This is a genomic window from Mycobacterium sp. (assembly GCF_032162605.1).
Taxonomy (GTDB): domain Bacteria; phylum Actinomycetota; class Actinomycetes; order Mycobacteriales; family Mycobacteriaceae; genus Mycobacterium.
Genome location: NZ_JAVROT010000322.1, coordinates 1 through 17,254, shown reverse-complemented (window position 1 = coordinate 17,254; position 17,254 = coordinate 1). Strand labels below are relative to the sequence as shown.

Here is a 17,254-nt window from a genome sequence, read left to right as displayed (position 1 = left end):
CCGCTGGCCGTGCAGGCCATCCTCAAGTCGATCCACGACACCGAGGGCATGCACGAGCTCGACGCGTTCAAGATCGACACGAAGATCGGCATCGGCGTCTTCCTCAGCGACGACGCGAAGGAAGGTCCGCTGGCCTTCAAGGAGAAGCGGGCACCGAACTTTCAGATGAAGTAGCGCCCTTCCGCCGAGCAGACGCAAACTTCCCCGCAGACCGGTGTGTCGCAGCACTTTTGCTGAGGGAACCCCCGCTTGCGGGGGACTGCTCGCGGGGATGGGCTACAGCCGCTCGGGTGAGTTGGTCTGCAGCGCCCAGGGAAATGCGGTCGTCGTGCTCCGCGCACCGTCGGCGGTGCGCGACCGGTTGGGCTCGCCGAGTTCGGTGAGCAACCCGTCGGCGATTCCCAGCAAGTCGGCCAGCGTGCCCGGCGAGAACCAGGACGGGCGGGTGGCGAACAACAGATCCTCCGTCGGGGTGTTGCCGCCAGCACCTGGCGCGAACGGGCAGCCGCCGAGGCCGCCGAGGGATCCGTCCACGGTCGTGGCGCCGGCTTCGATCGCCGCCAGGCTGTTGGCGACGCCGAGTCCCCAGGTGTCATGGCCGTGGAAGACGATGGCGCGTCGGTCGCACCGCGCAACATCGGCGATCAGCGTCGCAACCTCGCAAGGCGCCGCTTGGCCCAGCGTGTCGCACAGTACGAATTCCTTTGCCCCGGAGGCACGTTCGTCCTCGACGATGCGCATCACCACACGAGGGTCCACCGGTCCGTCGAACGGACAGGTGAACGCGGTCGCGATGCAGAGCTGCACCGACCCGCCGACCGCCTGCGCGGCCGAGATCGCGTCGGGCATCGCGGCCAGGCTGGCCTCGGTGGGTCTGCCGACGTTGGCCCGATTGTGCGCATCCGACGCCGATAGGCAGTACTGAAAGTGGCGGGCGCCTGCGACGGCGGCCTTCTCCACGTGGCGCGGCGTGGCCACCCACACCCAACACCGATCCAGTTCGGCGGGCGTCAGTGCCGCAAGCACCTCGACAGTGTTGGCCATCGGAGGGACCAGGTCCGGCCGTGCCATCGAGCCCACCTCGAGCTGCGGCACGCCCGCGTCAAGCAGCGCTCGGATGATCTCCACCTTGCGTTCGGTGGCAAGCGGCTTGCCCGTGAGCTGCAGCCCGTCGCGCAGCGTGACGTCGCGCAGCACTGCGGCCGTCATCGTGCCACCACCGGCCCACGCGTCAGGTCGGCCAGCACGTCGGCCGTGTGTTGGCCGAGGTCCGGTCCGACCGCGGTGATCGGCCTCGACCGGCCGCCGATGACCGGCACGATCCCGGTGAACCCGACGGGTTTCGGATCTCCGTCGCCCGCGTCGACGTCGAACACTTGAATCATGTTGCGCGCCAATAGTTGGCTGTCCTCGCAGATGTCGGCGGCCGTGTTGATCGGCCCGGCGGGGATACCGGCCGCGACCAGCACCGCAAGCACCTCGTCGCGCGAGCGTGCGCAGGTCCAGCGCGCGATCGCATCGTCCAGTTCGTCTCGGGCTGCCCAGCGTCCGGCGTTGGTCTGTAGATCCGCGCGTCCACCCAGATCATCGCGGCCGATCACGGCCATGTACCTGCGGAAGATCGCGTCGCCATTACCCGCGATGACGACGCTGCCGTCCCCGCACTCATAGGCGTTCGACGGCGCGATCCCCTCCATGCGCCCACCGGTTCGTCGCCGCTGCGTCCCGTAGGCCACGTAGTCGGGCACCAGCGATTCCATCACCGAGAGGACGGATTCGTTGAGAGCGACGTCGATGACCCGCTCTCGAAGTGCGACAGGGCCGCTCGACCGCCCGCCCGCGAAGAGCGCCATCACCGCGCCGAACGCGGCATAGAGACCGGCGATCGAGTCGCCGATCGAAACGCCGACCCGGGATGGCGGCCGATCGGGATCGCCGACCAGCTCCCGCAGTCCCCCGGCGGCTTCCGCCACCGCGGCGAATCCCGGCTGACCGGCCATCGGACCGGTCTGCCCGAAGGCGGAGATGCGAACGACGACGATCCCGTCGTTGACGGCATCGAGCGCATCGGGACCCAGCCCCCACCGCTCCAGCGTTCCCGGCCGGAAGTTCTCCAGAACGATGTCGCAGTGCCTGGCGATGTCGAGGACGGAGGCCCGGCCCTCGGCGGCCCTCAGGTCCAGGACGATCGACTTCTTGTTGCGATTGATCGCGCGGAACAGCATCGACGTCGTTCCCGCGTACAGGCGCCAATTGCGCAGCTCATCGCCCGTCCCAGGTCGCTCCACCTTGATCACCTCGGCGCCGAAGTCGGCGAGCAGCCTGCCGGCGGTCGGGGCGGCGATGTAGTTGCCGAGTTCGAGCACGCGGACCCCGTGCAATGGCCCCCGAGAGTTGGCGATTGAATCATCATCCATAAACCACATTGTGCATTCATACTCACGATGCGGCAAGGGCCGTGATGGTTGCCACTCGACCGATCGGTGCGTACGGTGACTCACATAGTGGGTATAGACCCGCTTCGCAAGTTTTCGATCGCGATTTGGCTACCACTCCATCTACCCCACCCAAGGAGAGTGAAAAATGGCCACCGTGTCGGAGACGAACAAAGCCCTACTAACTGACATCGGACAGCGCCTCGACCACCTCGCCGTCGGTCCGATGCACCGCAAGGTGGTTGTCGCCATCGGGCTCGGGCTGTTCTTCGAGGTGTACGAGATCTTCCTGTCGAGCACCATCAGCACGACCCTGAAGACCCAATACGACCTCAGCGGCACGACCCTGAAACTGCTTCTTGCGTCGTCGTTTCTTGGCATGTTCATAGGTGCGGCCACGCTCGGCCGGCTGGCCGACAGGATTGGACGCCGTCGGGCGTTCCTGTTCAACCTGATCTGGTTCTCGGTGTGGACGCTGATCGGAGCCTTCTCGCCCACTCCCTGGTTCCTGGTCATCACCAGGTTCCTCGCGGGGGTCGGGGTCGGAGCCGAGTATCCCGTCGCCGACGCGTACCTCTCCGACGTGCTGCCGAGATCTCACCGCGGTCGGTTGGCCGCGTGGGCGTACACGTGCTCGTTCGTCGCCGTGCCCGTCCTCGGATTCATCTCGCTCGGCCTGACCGAGCACAGGGTGTTCGGTATCCCCGGCTGGCGCGTGCTCCTGCTGATCGGGTCAGTCGGCGCCGTGATCGTGATGCTGATGCGCCGTGGCCTACCCGAATCGCCCCGCTGGCTGGCAAGCGTCGGGCGTGCCGACGAGGCAAGGGCGGCACTGCGCGAGTTCGAGAGGGGCGCCGAGTCGGTGCAGGCGGCCGCAGCGCCAGAATCGGCGGCAGTCGAGCCCCCGTCGACCGAGGTGACCAATCCGCTTCGGCGGCTGTCGATCTCGCCGTACCGCGAGCGCCTCGGCATGCTGGCCGTGTTCCACCTCTTCCAATCGTTCGGCTACTACGGCTTCGGCACCCTGGCCGCGCTGGTGCTGATGAGCCGTGGCTACGACGTCACCACGTCGCTGCTGTTCACCGCGCTCTCCTACATCGGCTACCCCGTCGGGTCCGCACTCTCCGTGCCGTTGCTCAAGTGGTTCGAGCGCAAGTACCTGGTGATGACGACCATCGCCGCCATGGCAGCGTTCGGCCTGTTGTTCGCCACGGTCGGCAACACCGTGCTGATCGTGGTGTTCGGCTTTCTGACCACGGCGACGAGCAACGTCTTCTCGAACGTCTATCACGTCTACCAGGCCGAGATCTTCCCGACGGACGTGCGGGCGACCGCGATCGGTTGGACGTATTCGCTGTCCCGATTGTCCAGCGGGGCACTGCCCTTCATTCTCATCCCGGTGCTCGACGACTACGGCGCCGCCGCGATGTTCACCGTCGTGCTCGTCGCCCTGGCGATCGCCGCCGGCGCGGTGGCCTGGATAGGACCTCGCACGACGCGCCGCAACCTCGAGGAGATCAATCCCGTCTGATCGCCTCAGTAGGGCAATCGACCACCGAGCATGCGGGTGGCCGTCTCCGCGGATCGGACCAGTTCTTCGGCCCACGCCTCGGCCCTGGCCCTCGTCACCCGCGAGGTCGGGCCACTGATCGTCATGGCCCCGACCAGCCGGGCGCCGGCGTCGAACACTGGAGCCGAAAGGCCCGCGGCGCCTTCGTCCCGCTCCCCCTCGGTGTAGGACCAGCCGTCTCGCCGGACCCGTTCGACGTCGGCCCGCAGCGCGTCCGCATCGACGACCGTCGAATCGGTGAAGGCCTCCAGGTACCCGTCCAGCGCCTCACGCAGCGCGTCGGCATCCCACGCCATCAGCACTCGACCAGCCGAACCAGCCCGCAGCGGAACGACTTTCCCGACGTGCATCTCGCGACGAATCGCGTGCGCCGTCTCCTCGATGGCCACGCACACCCGGTACGGTCCCTCACGTACGAAGAAACACGCCGTCTCACCGGTGATCTCGCGAAGCCCTCGCAGCGCGGGCGTCACCGCCCGGAGACTGTCGATGCCGCGACTTGCGGGCGCCGCCCAATAGGCCATCCTTGCGCCGATGCGGTAGCGGTCACCGTCCCTGTCGAGGAACCCCTCCGCCACCAGGTTCGACACCAAACGTTGCACCGTGGAGGTGGGAAACCCAGTCGCGGTGCGTATTTCGCTGAGCGACAAGACCGGCTTCGTCAGCGAGAAGGCGTCGAGGATACCGCTGATCTTGCTCAGTACCAGCAGCGGCTTGATACCCGGGGACAGCCTTCTCGATCGCGCAGAGCCCGCTTCGGCGTCGTCGTCGAGCGGCGACTCGGTGCCCTCAGTAGCGTCCGGCATGATGCCACGATCTTAGCCACCGGTTGCCGGGCTTTCGTCAGTCGAGCACCCGAGCCGTCGGCGTGAACACCACCGGCATCGCCTCAGGGCCGGTGACGAAGTTGGCCGGACGCAACGGCACCGGGGCATTTTCCGCGAGGCGCAGATCGGGCAGTCGCTCCAGCACGCGCTTGGTCATCATCGACAGCTCGAGACGGGCCAGCTGGTTGCCGAGGCAGAAGTGCGAGCCGAACCCGAATGCCATGTGACTGTTGGGTTTGCGGTCGATGCGGAAGTTCTCGGGGTCACCGAACACCGCCTCGTCGAAGTTGGCGGACTCGAACATCAGCATGATCTTCTCGCCCTCGCGCAGCTCGGTGCCGTGGAAGGTGGTGTCGGCGGTCAACGTCCGGCACATGTTCTTCACCGGTGACGTCCAGCGCAGCATCTCCTCGATGGCGCCAGGCAGCAGATCGGGGTCGGATCCACTCCCCGGGTCGCTGCGCTCTCCCCCGCAAGCGGGGGGACCCTCAGCGCCGGCCACCAACGCCTCCCACTGCTCGTGGTTGCGGAGCAGCTGCTCGGTGCCGCCGGAGAGCGTGTGCCGGGTGGTCTCGTCGCCACCGATGAGGATCAGCAGTGTCTCCATGACGATCTCGTCGTCGGCCATCCGCTGGCCCTCGACCTCGGCGTTGACCAGGATCGAGAACAGGTCCTCGGTAGGCTCGGCACGCCGCTTGGCGATGATGTCCATGGTGAACGCCGTGTAGGCGCCGAAGGCCTCTACCACCTTCTGGGCGGTCAGCTCGTCGATGTGCGAGCTCAGCCCGGTGACCAGGTCGTCGGACCACGTCAGCAGCATGCCGCGCTCCTCGGGCAGCACGCCCAGCATGTCCCCGATCACCGCCATCGGCAGCGGTGCGGCGATGTCGCGGACGAAGTCGCACTCCCCGCGCTCACAGACCGAGTCGATCAACGTGTCGCACAACGTGGCGATCGACGGCACCTTGTCCATCACCCGCTTGCGGGTGAAGCCGGAGTTGACGAGCTTGCGCCGCAACACATGTGCGGGATCGTCCATGTCGATCATGTACGGCATGCCCGGTGTCTCGGGCCGGATGCCACCGGTGTTGGAGAACAACTCCGGATTGCGCTCGGCGTCGAGTACGGCCTGGTAGCTGGCCGCGGCGGCCAACCCGTTGCGGTCTCGGAAGACCGGGGCGTTCGCCCGCATCCACCGGTATGCCTGCCGCGCCTTGCCGTCGGCGTAGAAGGTGCCGTCGGTGAAGTCGACGTCGGGTTTGGTGTTGGGCAGCACGGCAGTCATGCAATTTCCGTGGCTTCACCGAACGTCATCTCGACATTGTCGGCCGAACTCGAAATCAATGCGCGCTTCGGGAAGCCCAGTGCGGCGAGTTCCCTTGCGTAGGGGTGCTCGCCGAGCCAAACACGTGCGCCACCCGGTCGATAGCGGACACCGGACAGCTTCATCTCCCCTGCCGTTTCACGGGTGACGCCGTCGAGATGTGAGTAGGTGGGATGCACCTGCGTCCTGGACGTGAAGACCGAGGGCACGGGCAGCCCGCGACCGAAGTCCATCCCGACCGCGAACTGGCCGTCGATGCTCACGTCGAATCCGCAGTGGTGGCCATCCCGAACCGTGAAGTCCGCCATCACCTTCGGGTAGCCCCAAATCGATCGCCCGGCTTCCAACGTGAAGGCCTGGTCGACGGGAAGGTGGTGGATGAAGGCACCTGCCGACTGCAATGCCTTCAGCCCACTCGCGTTCGACCCGGGCGGATTGACCATGACGTTGGTGCCGTATTCGGTGTACTGGCCCAGATCACCGTCGACGTAGCGCATCAGCATCAGGACGGCCACCGCTCGGCCTGGACGATGGCGGCAGACCCGAAGCCCGCTGTAGTCGATCATGCGCTGCGCGGCATCGGCGTCCACCGAGAACATCGCCATGTGCTGGGTCGCGCGGCGGATCTTCACCGGCATCGTCACCACGGTGCCTGCGATCAGGGGCTGCGCGGGGGATATGGCGTCGGTCACACGCCAAATCTAGAACGTGTTCTAGACAACTGCAAGAAAGTGTCTAGTCATCCCAGGCACCCCTCCCCCGCGACCAGACACAAATATGTCGGAAACCCCGGCGTGTCGCGCACATTTCCGTCTGCTCGCGAGAGGAACGCACGGGGTCTGCGCCTACACCAGCGCGGCGAGGTCGCGGATCTGCTCGGACGAGCGAGCCCCGATGACCATCATCGTGACGCCCGAGGCCTCCCAGGCCTTGATCTGCTCACGGACGTAGTCGAGGTTGCCCACGATGGCCGAGTCGTCGACGAGTTCGTCGGGAATGACCTTGGCGGCCTCGTCCTTACGGTCGCTGCGGAACAGCGCCGTGACGTCGTCGACCACCTCGGAGTAACCCATCCGGCGGTAGACGTCGGCGTGGAAGTTGGTGTCCTCCGCGCCCATTCCGCCCATGTACAGCGCGAGGTGCGGCTTCATCAACTCCATGACGGCCGCCCGGTCATCGGTGACGACCACCTGGGCGGTCGCGCAGATCTCGAACGTCTCCCGCGTCCGCCGGGCGCCTGGCCGCGCGAAGCCCTCGTCGAGCCACTCGTTGTACATGTCGGCAATCCGCGGCGAGTAGAAGATGGGCAGCCAACCGTCGCAGATCTCCGCGGCGAGCGCGACGTTCTTCGGACCCTCGGCACCCAGCATGACCGGGATGTCGGCACGGAGCGGATGGGTGATCGGCTTGAGGTTCTTGCCAAGGCCGGTGGTGCCCTCACCGGTCAGCGGCAGCGGATAGTGCGGCCCATCGCTGTGCACCGGCGCCTCGCGCGCCCAGACCTGGCGCAGGATGTCGACGTACTCACGGGTGCGCGCCAACGGCTTGGGAAACTTCTGGCCGTACCAACCCTCGACGACCTGTGGACCGGAGACGCCGAGGCCCAGGATGTGCCGACCGCCGGAGAGATGGTCCAGTGTCAGCGCGGCCATCGCGCAAGCCGTCGGGGTACGCGCGGAGAGTTGGATGACCGACGTGCCGAGCCGCAGCCGGGTGGTCTCGCGACCCCACCACGCCAGCGGAGTGTAGGCGTCCGAGCCCCACGCCTCGGCCGTGAAGACGGTGTCGAAACCCGCCTCCTCGGCGGTCGCGACCAGTTCCGCGTGATCGGGCGGCGCCTGCGCGCCCCAGTATCCGAGCTGGAGTCCTAATTTCATACCCGCCATCCCACCCCTGCGTTCATTGGAGCCCACCTTCCCGAGCCGATGGCCCCGTTCTTGCCACCATAGTTAGAACCTGTTCTACTCGATGCCGTGACCGCCAGCCAAAGTAGCCCGGCCCATGTCTCACCTCATACGGAAGACCACGAGCCGCCCCTTTCAGCTCCGCTGAAGCTGTCATTCGACTACACCCGTTCAGTCGGGTCCGTCCTAAGTCGGTTCTTCACGGAACTGCGCGGAGGCCACGTCGTCGGTATCCGCGGATCCGACGGCCGGGTGCACGTTCCACCTGCCGAGTTCGACCCCGTCACCTACGAAGCGCTGACGGAGATCGTACCGGTGGCCAGCGTCGGAACAGTGGTGTCGTGGACCTGGCAGCCGCAGCCACTGGAGGGTCAGCCGCTGGACCACCCGTTCGCGTGGGCTCTGGTGAAACTCGACGGCGCAGACACTCCGCTACTGCACGCAGTCGACGCAGGGTCCTCCGATGCGATCGCCACCGGCGCCCGCGTGCACGTGCACTGGGCCGACGAGCCGGTGGGCGCGATCACCGACATCGCGTACTTCGCCCTCGGAGACACCGAGGAAGACGTGCCGGACAGCGGTGGGGCGAGCGGAGCGACGGGGGACGTACCCGATGACCGCGACCCGGTGACCATGCTCGTCTCGCCGAGCTCGATCGAGATCCAGCACACCGCTTCACTTCCCGAGAGCACCTTCCTGCGGGGGCTGGAGGAGGGCAAGCTCATTGGGGCTTACGCCATCCTGGCCAACGGCGAGAAGGGGAAGGTGTACTTCCCTGCGCGAGAGGCCGACCCGGCCACCGGACGGCAGCTCACCGAGTTCGTCGAGCTGCCCGACAAGGGCACGGTCACCACGTTCGCGATCATCAACATCCCGTTCGCCGGTCAGCGCATCAAGCCGCCGTACGTCGCGGCGTACATCCTGCTCGACGGTGCCGACATCGCGTTCCTGCACCTGATCCTCGAGATCGACGCCACCGACGTGCGGATGGGCATGCGGGTCGACGCGGTCTGGCGACCCCGCGAGGAGTGGGGCCTCGGCATCGACAACATCGAGTACTTCAAGCCAACTGGCGAACCCGACGCCGACTACGACACCTACAAGCACCACCTCTAAGGGGATGGTGCACCAGTGAGCGCTTGCGCGAAGAACAGAGAGAACTGACATGACTTTTCGTGACGTTGCCGTCGTCGGCTTCGCGCATGCTCCGCACGTTCGCCGCACCGAAGGCACCACCAACGGTGTCGAGATGCTGATGCCCTGCTTCGCCTCGATCTACGAAGATCTCGGCATCGAGCAGACCGACATCGGATTCTGGTGCTCCGGTTCCGCGGATTATCTTGCCGGCCGGGCATTTTCGTTCATCTCGGCGATCGACTCGATCGGCGCCGTGCCCCCGATCAACGAGTCGCACGTCGAGATGGACGCGGCGTGGGCGCTCTACGAGGCCTACATCAAACTGCTGACCGGCCAGGTCGACACCGCGCTGGTGTACGGCTTCGGCAAGTCCTCGGCAGGCACCCTGCGTCGGGTCCTGGCCCTGCAGACCGACCCGTACACCGTTGCACCGCTGTGGCCGGACTCGGTGTCGACGGCGGGACTACAGGCGCGCTTCGGCCTGGACTCCGGCAAGTGGACCGCTGAGCAGATGGCGCAGGTGGCACTCGACTCCTTCGCCGCCACGGACCGAGTGGATTCGGAAAAGCCCCCTTCATCGTCCGGGCGAGCAATCGACGAGCTGCTGTCCCGGCCGTACTTCGCCGATCCGCTGCGCCGCCACGACATTGCGCCGATCACCGACGGAGCATCGGCGATCGTGCTGGCCGCCGGCCACAAGGCCCGCGAACTGCGGGAGAACCCGGCCTGGATCACCGGCATCGAGCACCGCATCGAGACGCCGGTGCTGGGTGCGCGGGACCTGACGACCTCGCCGTCCACGGCGGCGTCGGCCAAGGCGGCCACCGGAGGCGACGCCGGCTCGATTGACGTTGCGGAGATCTACGCGCCGTTCACTCATCAGCATCTGATCCTCACCGAGGCCATCGGGTTGTCCGACTCGACGAAGGTGAACCCGTCTGGCGGTGCGCTGGCCGCCAACCCGATGTTCTCGGCCGGCCTCGAGCGGATCGGCTTTGCCGCTCGGCACATCTTCGACGGCACGGCGCAGCGGGTACTGGCGCACGCCACCAGCGGGCCTGCGCTGCAACAGAATCTGGTCGCCGTGCTGGAAGGAAAGAACTGATGGCTGGTCAACTCGCTGCGGTTCTGGGGACCGGACAGACGAAGTACGTCGCCAAACGCAAAGATGTGTCCATGAACGGCCTAGTGCGCGAGGCCATCGACAGGGCGCTGGCCGACTCCGGATCGACGTTCGACGACATCGACGCCGTCGTGGTCGGCAAGGCGCCCGACTTCTTCGAGGGCGTGATGATGCCCGAGCTGTTCATGGCCGATGCCGTCGGCGCCACCGGCAAGCCGCTGATCCGAGTGCACACCGCGGGCTCCGTCGGAGGGTCGACGGCGATCGTCGCCGCCAGCCTGGTGCAGTCGGGCAAGTACCGCCGCGTGCTGTCGATGGCGTGGGAGAAGCAGTCGGAGAGCAATGCCATGTGGGCGTTGTCGATCCCGGTGCCGTTCACCAAGCCGGTCGGCGCGGGCGCAGGCGGTTACTTCGCGCCACACGTGCGGTCCTACATCAGGCGCTCGGGCGCGCCGAATTACATCGGCGCGATGGTCGCGGTGAAGGACCGGCTCAACGGCGCCAAGAACCCGTTGGCACACCTGCACCAGCCGGACATCACGCTGGAGAAGGTGATGGGCTCGCAGATGCTGTGGGACCCGATCCGCTTCGACGAGACCTGCCCGTCCAGCGACGGCGCCTGCGCGCTGGTGATCGGCAACGACGAGATCGCCGACGCCCGGGTGGCCGGTGGCAATCCGGTGGCCTGGATCCATGCCACGGCACTACGCACAGAACCACTGGCCTACTCGGGCCGCGACCAGGTCAACCCGCAGGCGGGCCGCGACGCCGCGAAGGCGCTGTGGCGCGACGCAGGCATCACCAGCCCGATCGACGAGATCGACGTCGCCGAGATCTACGTGCCGTTCTCCTGGTTCGAGCCGATGTGGCTGGAGAACCTCGGCTTTGCGGCCGAGGGCGAGGGCTGGAAGCTCACCGAGGCGGGTGAGACCGCGATCGGGGGCCGCCTTCCGGTCAACGCGTCCGGTGGCGTGCTGTCCTCCAATCCCATTGGCGCATCGGGCATGATCCGGTTCGCCGAGTCTGCGATCCAGGTGATGGGTAAGGCAGGCGATCACCAGGTCGAGGGGGCCCGCAAGGCGCTCGGTCATGCGTACGGTGGCGGCTCGCAGTACTACTCGATGTGGGTCGTCAGCTCGGACAAGCCGGCGTCGTAGTGAAGTACACCTGCAGCATCGCGATGGGCCCGATCGACCAACTGGTCGAGATCGCCAGGACCGCAGAAGAAGTCGGCTTCGACGCGATCGCATTGCCGGATTCGCTGTTCTACATGGACAAGCAGTCCACCGACTACCCGTACACACCCGACGGGTCCCGGATGTGGAACGCCGACACGCCGTGGGTCGATCCACTGATCGCGGCGGCCGCCATGGGCGCGGTGACGTCGACCCTGTTCTTCTACACCAACGTCATGAAGCTGGGTTCGCGCAATCCGTTGCTGCTGGCCAGGCAGGTCGGTTCGGTGGCGAACCTGACCAACAACCGGTTCGGCTTCGGCGTCGGAATCGGCTGGGCACCCGAGGAGTTCGAGTGGTGCGGCGCCCCATACGCCAAACGCGGCGCCAGGGTCGACGAGATGATCGAGGTCATCAAGCTGGTGCTCGACGGCGGCATGGTGGACTTCCACGGCAAGTTCTTCGACTTCGACAAGCTGCAGATGAGCCCGGCGCCCAGCAGGCCGGTGCCGTTCTACGTCGGCGGCCACACCGACGTCGCGCTGAAGCGGGCCGCACGCACTGACGGCTGGACCAGCGCAATGATGACGTGCGAACAGCTCGCCGAGACCATCGGGAAACTCGACGCGTTGCGCGCCGAGTACGGCCGCGCCGATCAGCCCTTCGAGTTTCAGGCCGTCTGCATCGACAAGTTCGGCATCGACGGGCACCGCGAGCTGGCGGCTGCGGGAGTGACCGACGACATCGTCATCCCGTGGATCTACCCCGAATTCGGAGGACTCGCGTTCGACGCGCCGCTGGGGCAGAAGAAGGACTCCCTCAAGCGTTTCGCCGAAACCTACATCCACTCGGGCTGGCAGGACTGACGTCACCCCAGGTATCGTTGGGAGAGAATTCTTCCAAACTCTTGCATTGACTTTCGATAACCTTGCCTTCACTTACTCCCAAGAACCTCCGGCCCGCGATATGGGCAGCCCTCCTCGTCGTCGGCATCAGCGGCTGCTCGGGCACTGACCCCGCAAGCCCAGCGCCGGGCGCGTTGCCGGGGCTGCCGGGCACCGTCGCCACGACGGACACGCAGAAGACCACGCCGACCACCGCCGCGAACGCGGCCGAAGCCGACTACCAGCGTCTGCTTCTCACCGCCGCCGACCTGAGCGACGCGGACGATACGTTCCACCCGCGGTCGAACCAGGCACAGCCCAACGGCCAACCCGGCGCCAGTGCGTTCTTCGTCAACGACCAGGACACGCGGGCGATCACCAGCACGGTGCTGATCTACCCGGACGCCGCCGCGGCCTCTGCGACCCTGAAGCAGACGTCGCAGACGCTCACCGATCTGGTGGCGGGTGGCGCTCCCACGCCATCACCGGTCGGCACCGACGGTGTCACGATCTCCGGGACCTACCCCCAGGACGACAAGGCCGTCACACTTCTCTACTTCACCGAGGGGCGGGCGTTGGTCCGGTTGGAGTTCCAGAGTGCGACCGGTGACGCCACCACGGATCGATTCGTCACCAACGTCGGCAAGATGCAGCAGATCGCCCTGCGGGTCGGACTCCCCCAACCCGAGTAGCCGTCTAGGCCTCGGCGATCGGGGCCAGACCGTCCAGGTAGCGACGGGCGAGATCCTGGTACGCGCCTGGATTGACGTTCACCCACATCTCCGCACCCGTGCCTGCGATCGGACCGCGCACCTTGGCGGGCGCTCCCGTCACGAAGACTTCGTCGGGGATCTTCGTGCCACCGGTCACCAACGAGTGCGCCGCGACCAGGCTGCGCCGCCCGATGACGGCGCCGTCGAGCACCGTGGCATGATTGGCGATCACTGCCTCCTGGCCGACGTGGACGCCGTGGATGACGCACCCGTGCGCGATGGTGGCGCCGGGCCCGATGTCGACGGGGATACCCGGCGGCGCGTGCAGAACGCAGCAGTCCTGCACGTTCGCGCCCGCTCGGACGATGATGGGGGCGAAGTCGGCCCGCAGAACGGCGTTGAACCAGATCGACGCACCCGCCTCCACGTGCACGTCTCCGATCAATGTGGCGGTCGGAGCGATGAAGGCGGTCGGGTCGACCACGGGCGATCTACCCTCGAAGGCGTACAGCGGCATCGTCTAGATATACCGCAGGTAGACGCGTTCGCATTGCGCGGCGGGTGGGAAAAACTGTAACGTGTTCTAGTTAGTGAGTTCAGAAACGGGAGGCCCACCGTGAGTACCGAGTCAACCGCGGTAACCGCGAACATTCGCGAGATCGACACAGGAGCGCCGCCAGACCGCTATGCACGGGGCTGGCACTGTCTCGGACCGGTGGCGGACTTCCAGGACGGCAAGCCGCACTCCGTCGAGATCTTCGGCACCAAACTCGTGATCTTCGCCGACTCGCAGGGTGAGCTCAAGATCCTCGACGGCTACTGCAGGCACATGGGTGGCGACCTGTCCCAGGGGACTATCAAGGGCGACGAGATCGCGTGCCCGTTCCACGACTGGCGCTGGGGCGGCGACGGTAAGTGCAAGCTGGTGCCCTACGCCAAGCGCACTCCTCGGCTGGCCCGCACCAGGGCCTGGACCACCGACGTCCGCAGCGGTCTGCTCTACGTCTGGCACGACCACGAGGGCAACCCGCCGCCGCCGGAGCTCCGCATCCCGGAACTCGCGGAGTTCGCCAGCGACGACTGGACCGCCTGGCGCTGGAACTCGATGCTCATCGAGGGTTCCAACTGCCGCGAAATCATCGACAACGTCACCGACATGGCGCACTTCTTCTACATCCACTTCGGTCTGCCGACGTACTTCAAGAACGTCTTCGAGGGCCACGTCGCGTCGCAGTACCTGCACAACGTCGGCCGCCCGGACGTGAACGATCTGGGGACCGCCTACGGTGAGGCGCACCTCGACTCGGAGGCGTCCTACTTCGGCCCGTCGTTCATGATCAACTGGCTGCACAACAACTACGGCGGGTTCAAGGCCGAGTCGATCCTGATCAACTGCCACTACCCGGTGAGCCAGGATGCGTTCGTGCTGCAGTGGGGCGTCATGGTCGAGAAGCCCAAGGGCATGGACGAGAAGATGACGGAGAAGCTGTCGAGGGCGTTCACCGAAGGCGTCAGCAAGGGCTTCCTGCAGGACGTCGAGATATGGAAGCACAAGACCCGCATCGACAACCCGCTGCTGGTCGAGGAGGACGGCGCGGTCTACCAGATGCGCCGCTGGTACCAGCAGTTCTACGTCGACGTCGCCGACGTCACGCCGGACATGACCGACCGGTTCGAGATCGAGGTCGACACCACGGCGGCGAACGAGAAGTGGACCATCGAAGTTCAAGAGAATCTGCGGGCGCAGGAGAACCTGCACAAGCGCGCCGAGCAACAGCCGGCGACATGACGCAGGCGCCAGATGCCGATCGGCTGGCGCGTTCGATGCTGGCGCTGCTCGGGCATGACGAAGACGAGCACCCGGTGGGGAACCGCCCGCCGGCGACGGGAACGTGGTCCAAGGCACCGGACTTCGCCACCGATCCCGAGCGCGCCGCGGCCGTCAAGGAAGCCTCTGCGAGGGACCGCGAGCGCTACCTGAATGCGGGCCTGACGCCCATCGATTGCCGCTTCTGCCACGTCACGGTGGCCGTCAAGAAGCTCGGCGCGGGACACACTGCGGTGCAATGGAGTTCGGAGGCCACCCAACGGTGCGCGACCTTCGCCGAGGTGCGGGCCAGCGGTGGTGACAGCAGCCGGAGCCGGTCGTGCCCCAAGCTGACCGACAGCATCAAGCACGCGGTCGCGGAGGGGTGCCTCGAAGAGGAGTCGACGGCACCATCACCGGGCGACGGCTAGACACCCGCAAGGGCGTCCGCGCGAGTTGCCGCCTCGAGGATCGTCGTCGCCTCGCCGATCACCGCGCGCAACGTGCCTCCGTCGGACGCGGCCATCCGAACCGCCCACCCGGCCTCGTTCGGCAGGTCGCTCACCCCGACATAGACGCGTCGGTTCTCCGTGAACGCGGTGAGCGCTTCGAGACCCGGCGATAGCGCCGTCATCATCGTGTCGAGTTCGGTACCGATGACGTAGATCATCCCGAAAGCCGTTGGAGCGCACTTCATTCCCGGTGGCGCCTCGAGCAGCTGAGCGTCGAGTGCGCGCAGCGCACCGCCTGGCGCGGTGACGACGACGGTGGACTCCCAACTGCCGAACACGTCGCCCGTCAGGTCGGGGTGCAGGACTACGGCGTCGACGAGCACCGCCCGTCCCCCCGGCTCGACACACACCTGCGTCAGCTGCCGGTAGCGGGCGTACGCGGTGAGAATGCGCGCAGAAGGGTGCCACAGCAGATGACTGTGCGAATCCACCCGCACGGTGGTTTCCTCGACAGCCAACTCACCGCAAGGGATTCCGCTGACGACGGTGGCGCCCTGACCCCGCACCACCACCGACCCGCCGTCAACCACCGCGATCCGTTGCCTGACGACGTCACCGGGAATGACGGTGCCTGCGGCGTTCTGGACGGTCACCGACCCCACCCCTTGCCGGTTCGGATCGGGGAAGACCCGCCCGATCAGCAACGGCCAACGGTAGCGGCGCCGGGTCAAGGTGGTTCGCCCGCCGACGGGAGCGAACACGAGGTCGAGGGCGTGGCTGCCGTCGATGCTCACCCGAACAGCACTTCCCGTTCGAGCACGTCCATCACCGCATCGATCCCCTCGCCGCTTCTGGCGCTGATCCCGACGACGGGTCGACCGCCGCGGACGTCGGCGGCTTCCTTGCGCATCAACGACAGATCGGCACCGACGTACGGGGCGAGATCGACCTTGTTGATCACCAACAGATCGCACCGCAGAACTCCGGGTCCCCGCTTGCGTGGAATGTCATCGCCACCGGCTACGTCGATCACGAACAGCCAGTAGTCCACCAGGTCCCGTGAGAACGTCGACGCCAGATTGTCGCCGCCTGATTCGAGCAGAATCATCTCGGTGTCGGGGAAGTCCGCCTCAAGGGCATCGGCGGCCGCCATGTTCAGCGAGGGATCCTCGCGGATCACGGTGTGAGGGCAGCCGCCGGTTTCCACGGCACGTACCCGCCGGGGGTCGATCAGCCCTGAACGGCGGACCCGCTCGGCGTCTTCGATGGTAACCAGGTCGTTGGTGATGACCGACACCGAGCGTCCACGCCTGCCGAAACCGGCGAGCAGCGCCTCGACCAGAGCGGTCTTGCCGGATCCGACCGGCCCGCCGATGCCGATCCGGGCTGCCTTGAGCACTGGAGTCATCGCAACAGGTACTTCCTCGAGAAGGGAACTGTCGCAGCGGGTTCCGCAGCAAGCAACTGCCCGTCGGCGCGAACGTCGAAGGTGCGTGGATCCACCTCCACGTGCGGCAGAGCGGCATTGCGGACCATGTCCGCCTTACGAAGACCGCGCACCGATGTGATCGGCAGAACGGTCTTGCGCAACCCGAGTCGCTGCGGCACGCCCGCGTCGACCGCGAGCGACGACATGAACACGAAGCCCAGCTCGGCGGCCGCATCGCCGAGAGCCCCCCAGTTGGGGCGCTGGATGATGGGTTCCGACGACGAGATGGACCCGGCCGCGTCGCCAAGCGCGGCCCAGGCGATGAAGCCGTTCTTGAGCACCGCCCTTGGCTTGACGCCGAAGAACGCGGGCTGCCAGATCACCAGATCGGCCACCTTGCCCACCTCGACGGACCCGATGTGTGCGTCGGCGCCGATCGAAATCGCCGGATTGATTGTGAGTTTGGCGATGTAG

Annotated in this window: 18 protein-coding genes and 1 pseudogene; 9 read left to right on the top strand and 10 right to left on the bottom strand. The window is 66.5% G+C overall.

Annotation, left to right across the window (positions count from 1 at the left end; genetic code table 11):
* Window positions 1-174 (top strand): annotated as a pseudogene (locus QOI01_RS18570) (crotonase/enoyl-CoA hydratase family protein); the annotation flags it as partial.
* Window positions 175-276: 102 nt separating this feature from the next.
* On the opposite strand, the gene QOI01_RS18565 reads toward QOI01_RS18570, so the two are convergent.
* Both QOI01_RS18565 and QOI01_RS18560 read right to left on the bottom strand, forming a co-directional pair.
* The gene (locus QOI01_RS18565; RefSeq protein WP_526383482.1) at window positions 277-1,209 is read right to left on the bottom strand and encodes a hydroxymethylglutaryl-CoA lyase-like TIM-barrel protein; all 933 of its coding nucleotides are present in this window, start codon (window positions 1,207-1,209) and stop codon (window positions 277-279) included.
* Window positions 1,206-2,417 (bottom strand): CaiB/BaiF CoA transferase family protein, encoded by a 1,212-nt coding sequence (locus tag QOI01_RS18560; RefSeq protein WP_526383480.1) that lies wholly within the window; start codon window positions 2,415-2,417, stop codon window positions 1,206-1,208. The genes QOI01_RS18565 and QOI01_RS18560 overlap by 4 nt, the downstream gene beginning before the upstream one ends.
* A gap of 166 nt (window positions 2,418-2,583) precedes the next feature.
* Between QOI01_RS18560 and QOI01_RS18555 the strand changes: the two genes are divergently transcribed.
* Complete coding sequence (locus QOI01_RS18555; protein ID WP_526383478.1) at window positions 2,584-3,966, top strand: MFS transporter; 1,383 nt, start codon at window positions 2,584-2,586, stop codon at window positions 3,964-3,966.
* A 5-nt stretch (window positions 3,967-3,971) separates the two neighbouring features.
* Here QOI01_RS18555 and QOI01_RS18550 read toward each other — a convergent pair whose 3' ends face one another.
* The 4 genes from QOI01_RS18550 to QOI01_RS18535 all read right to left on the bottom strand — a co-directional run bounded on the left by QOI01_RS18550 (window position 3,972) and on the right by QOI01_RS18535 (window position 8,033).
* Complete coding sequence (locus QOI01_RS18550) at window positions 3,972-4,811, bottom strand: IclR family transcriptional regulator (protein WP_526383476.1); 840 nt, start codon at window positions 4,809-4,811, stop codon at window positions 3,972-3,974.
* A 37-nt stretch (window positions 4,812-4,848) separates the two neighbouring features.
* Window positions 4,849-6,117 carry a cytochrome P450 gene (locus QOI01_RS18545; RefSeq protein WP_526383474.1) on the bottom strand — a complete coding sequence of 423 codons (1,269 nt, stop codon included), beginning with the start codon at window positions 6,115-6,117 and terminating at the stop codon, window positions 4,849-4,851.
* Complete coding sequence (locus QOI01_RS18540) at window positions 6,114-6,794, bottom strand: acetoacetate decarboxylase family protein (protein ID WP_526383486.1); 681 nt, start codon at window positions 6,792-6,794, stop codon at window positions 6,114-6,116. The genes QOI01_RS18545 and QOI01_RS18540 overlap by 4 nt, the downstream gene beginning before the upstream one ends.
* Before the next feature lie 207 nt (window positions 6,795-7,001).
* On the bottom strand, window positions 7,002-8,033 hold the full coding sequence (locus QOI01_RS18535; RefSeq protein ID WP_526383472.1) for an LLM class F420-dependent oxidoreductase: 1,032 nt from the start codon (window positions 8,031-8,033) through the stop codon (window positions 7,002-7,004).
* Between the two features lie 96 nt (window positions 8,034-8,129).
* Between QOI01_RS18535 and QOI01_RS18530 the strand changes: the two genes are divergently transcribed.
* The 5 genes from QOI01_RS18530 to QOI01_RS18510 all read left to right on the top strand — a co-directional run bounded on the left by QOI01_RS18530 (window position 8,130) and on the right by QOI01_RS18510 (window position 13,071).
* Window positions 8,130-9,176: a Zn-ribbon domain-containing OB-fold protein gene (locus QOI01_RS18530; protein WP_526383470.1), complete on the top strand. Its 1,047-nt coding sequence runs from the start codon at window positions 8,130-8,132 to the stop codon at window positions 9,174-9,176.
* Window positions 9,177-9,225: 49 nt separating this feature from the next.
* Entirely contained in the window at window positions 9,226-10,302 is a 1,077-nt protein-coding gene (locus tag QOI01_RS18525; protein ID WP_526383468.1) for a beta-ketoacyl-[acyl-carrier-protein] synthase family protein, read from the top strand.
* Window positions 10,302-11,477, top strand: coding sequence for a thiolase family protein (locus tag QOI01_RS18520; RefSeq protein ID WP_526383466.1), 1,176 nt, complete (start codon window positions 10,302-10,304; stop codon window positions 11,475-11,477). Before QOI01_RS18525 ends, QOI01_RS18520 begins: the two co-directional genes overlap by 1 nt.
* Window positions 11,477-12,361, top strand: a complete 885-nt coding sequence (locus QOI01_RS18515; protein WP_526383464.1) for a TIGR03619 family F420-dependent LLM class oxidoreductase — start codon at window positions 11,477-11,479, stop codon at window positions 12,359-12,361. The genes QOI01_RS18520 and QOI01_RS18515 overlap by 1 nt, the downstream gene beginning before the upstream one ends.
* A 62-nt stretch (window positions 12,362-12,423) precedes the next feature.
* Entirely contained in the window at window positions 12,424-13,071 is a 648-nt protein-coding gene (locus tag QOI01_RS18510) for a hypothetical protein (protein WP_526383462.1), read from the top strand.
* 4 nt (window positions 13,072-13,075) lie between these two features.
* Here the strand turns inward: QOI01_RS18510 and QOI01_RS18505 are convergent, their stop codons facing one another.
* Window positions 13,076-13,609, bottom strand: coding sequence for a gamma carbonic anhydrase family protein (locus QOI01_RS18505; RefSeq protein ID WP_526383460.1), 534 nt, complete (start codon window positions 13,607-13,609; stop codon window positions 13,076-13,078).
* 99 nt (window positions 13,610-13,708) lie between these two features.
* On the opposite strand from QOI01_RS18505, the gene QOI01_RS18500 reads away from it, so the two are divergent.
* Together QOI01_RS18500 and QOI01_RS18495 are read left to right on the top strand one after the other, a co-directional pair.
* Window positions 13,709-14,881 (top strand): 3-ketosteroid-9-alpha-hydroxylase subunit A, encoded by a 1,173-nt coding sequence (locus tag QOI01_RS18500; RefSeq protein WP_526383459.1) that lies wholly within the window; start codon window positions 13,709-13,711, stop codon window positions 14,879-14,881.
* The gene (locus tag QOI01_RS18495; RefSeq protein WP_526383457.1) at window positions 14,878-15,330 is read left to right on the top strand and encodes a hypothetical protein; all 453 of its coding nucleotides are present in this window, start codon (window positions 14,878-14,880) and stop codon (window positions 15,328-15,330) included. The genes QOI01_RS18500 and QOI01_RS18495 overlap by 4 nt, the downstream gene beginning before the upstream one ends.
* Here the strand turns inward: QOI01_RS18495 and QOI01_RS18490 are convergent.
* The 3 genes from QOI01_RS18490 to QOI01_RS18480 all read right to left on the bottom strand — a co-directional run.
* On the bottom strand, window positions 15,327-16,145 hold the full coding sequence (locus QOI01_RS18490; RefSeq protein WP_526383455.1) for an urease accessory protein UreD: 819 nt from the start codon (window positions 16,143-16,145) through the stop codon (window positions 15,327-15,329). The genes QOI01_RS18495 and QOI01_RS18490 overlap by 4 nt on opposite strands.
* The gene (gene ureG / locus QOI01_RS18485; protein WP_526383484.1) at window positions 16,142-16,750 is read right to left on the bottom strand and encodes an urease accessory protein UreG; all 609 of its coding nucleotides are present in this window, start codon (window positions 16,748-16,750) and stop codon (window positions 16,142-16,144) included. Before ureG ends, QOI01_RS18490 begins: the two co-directional genes overlap by 4 nt.
* A gap of 5 nt (window positions 16,751-16,755) precedes the next feature.
* A partial coding sequence (locus QOI01_RS18480; protein ID WP_526383453.1) for an amidohydrolase family protein occupies window positions 16,756-17,254 on the bottom strand: 499 nt, incomplete at its 5' end.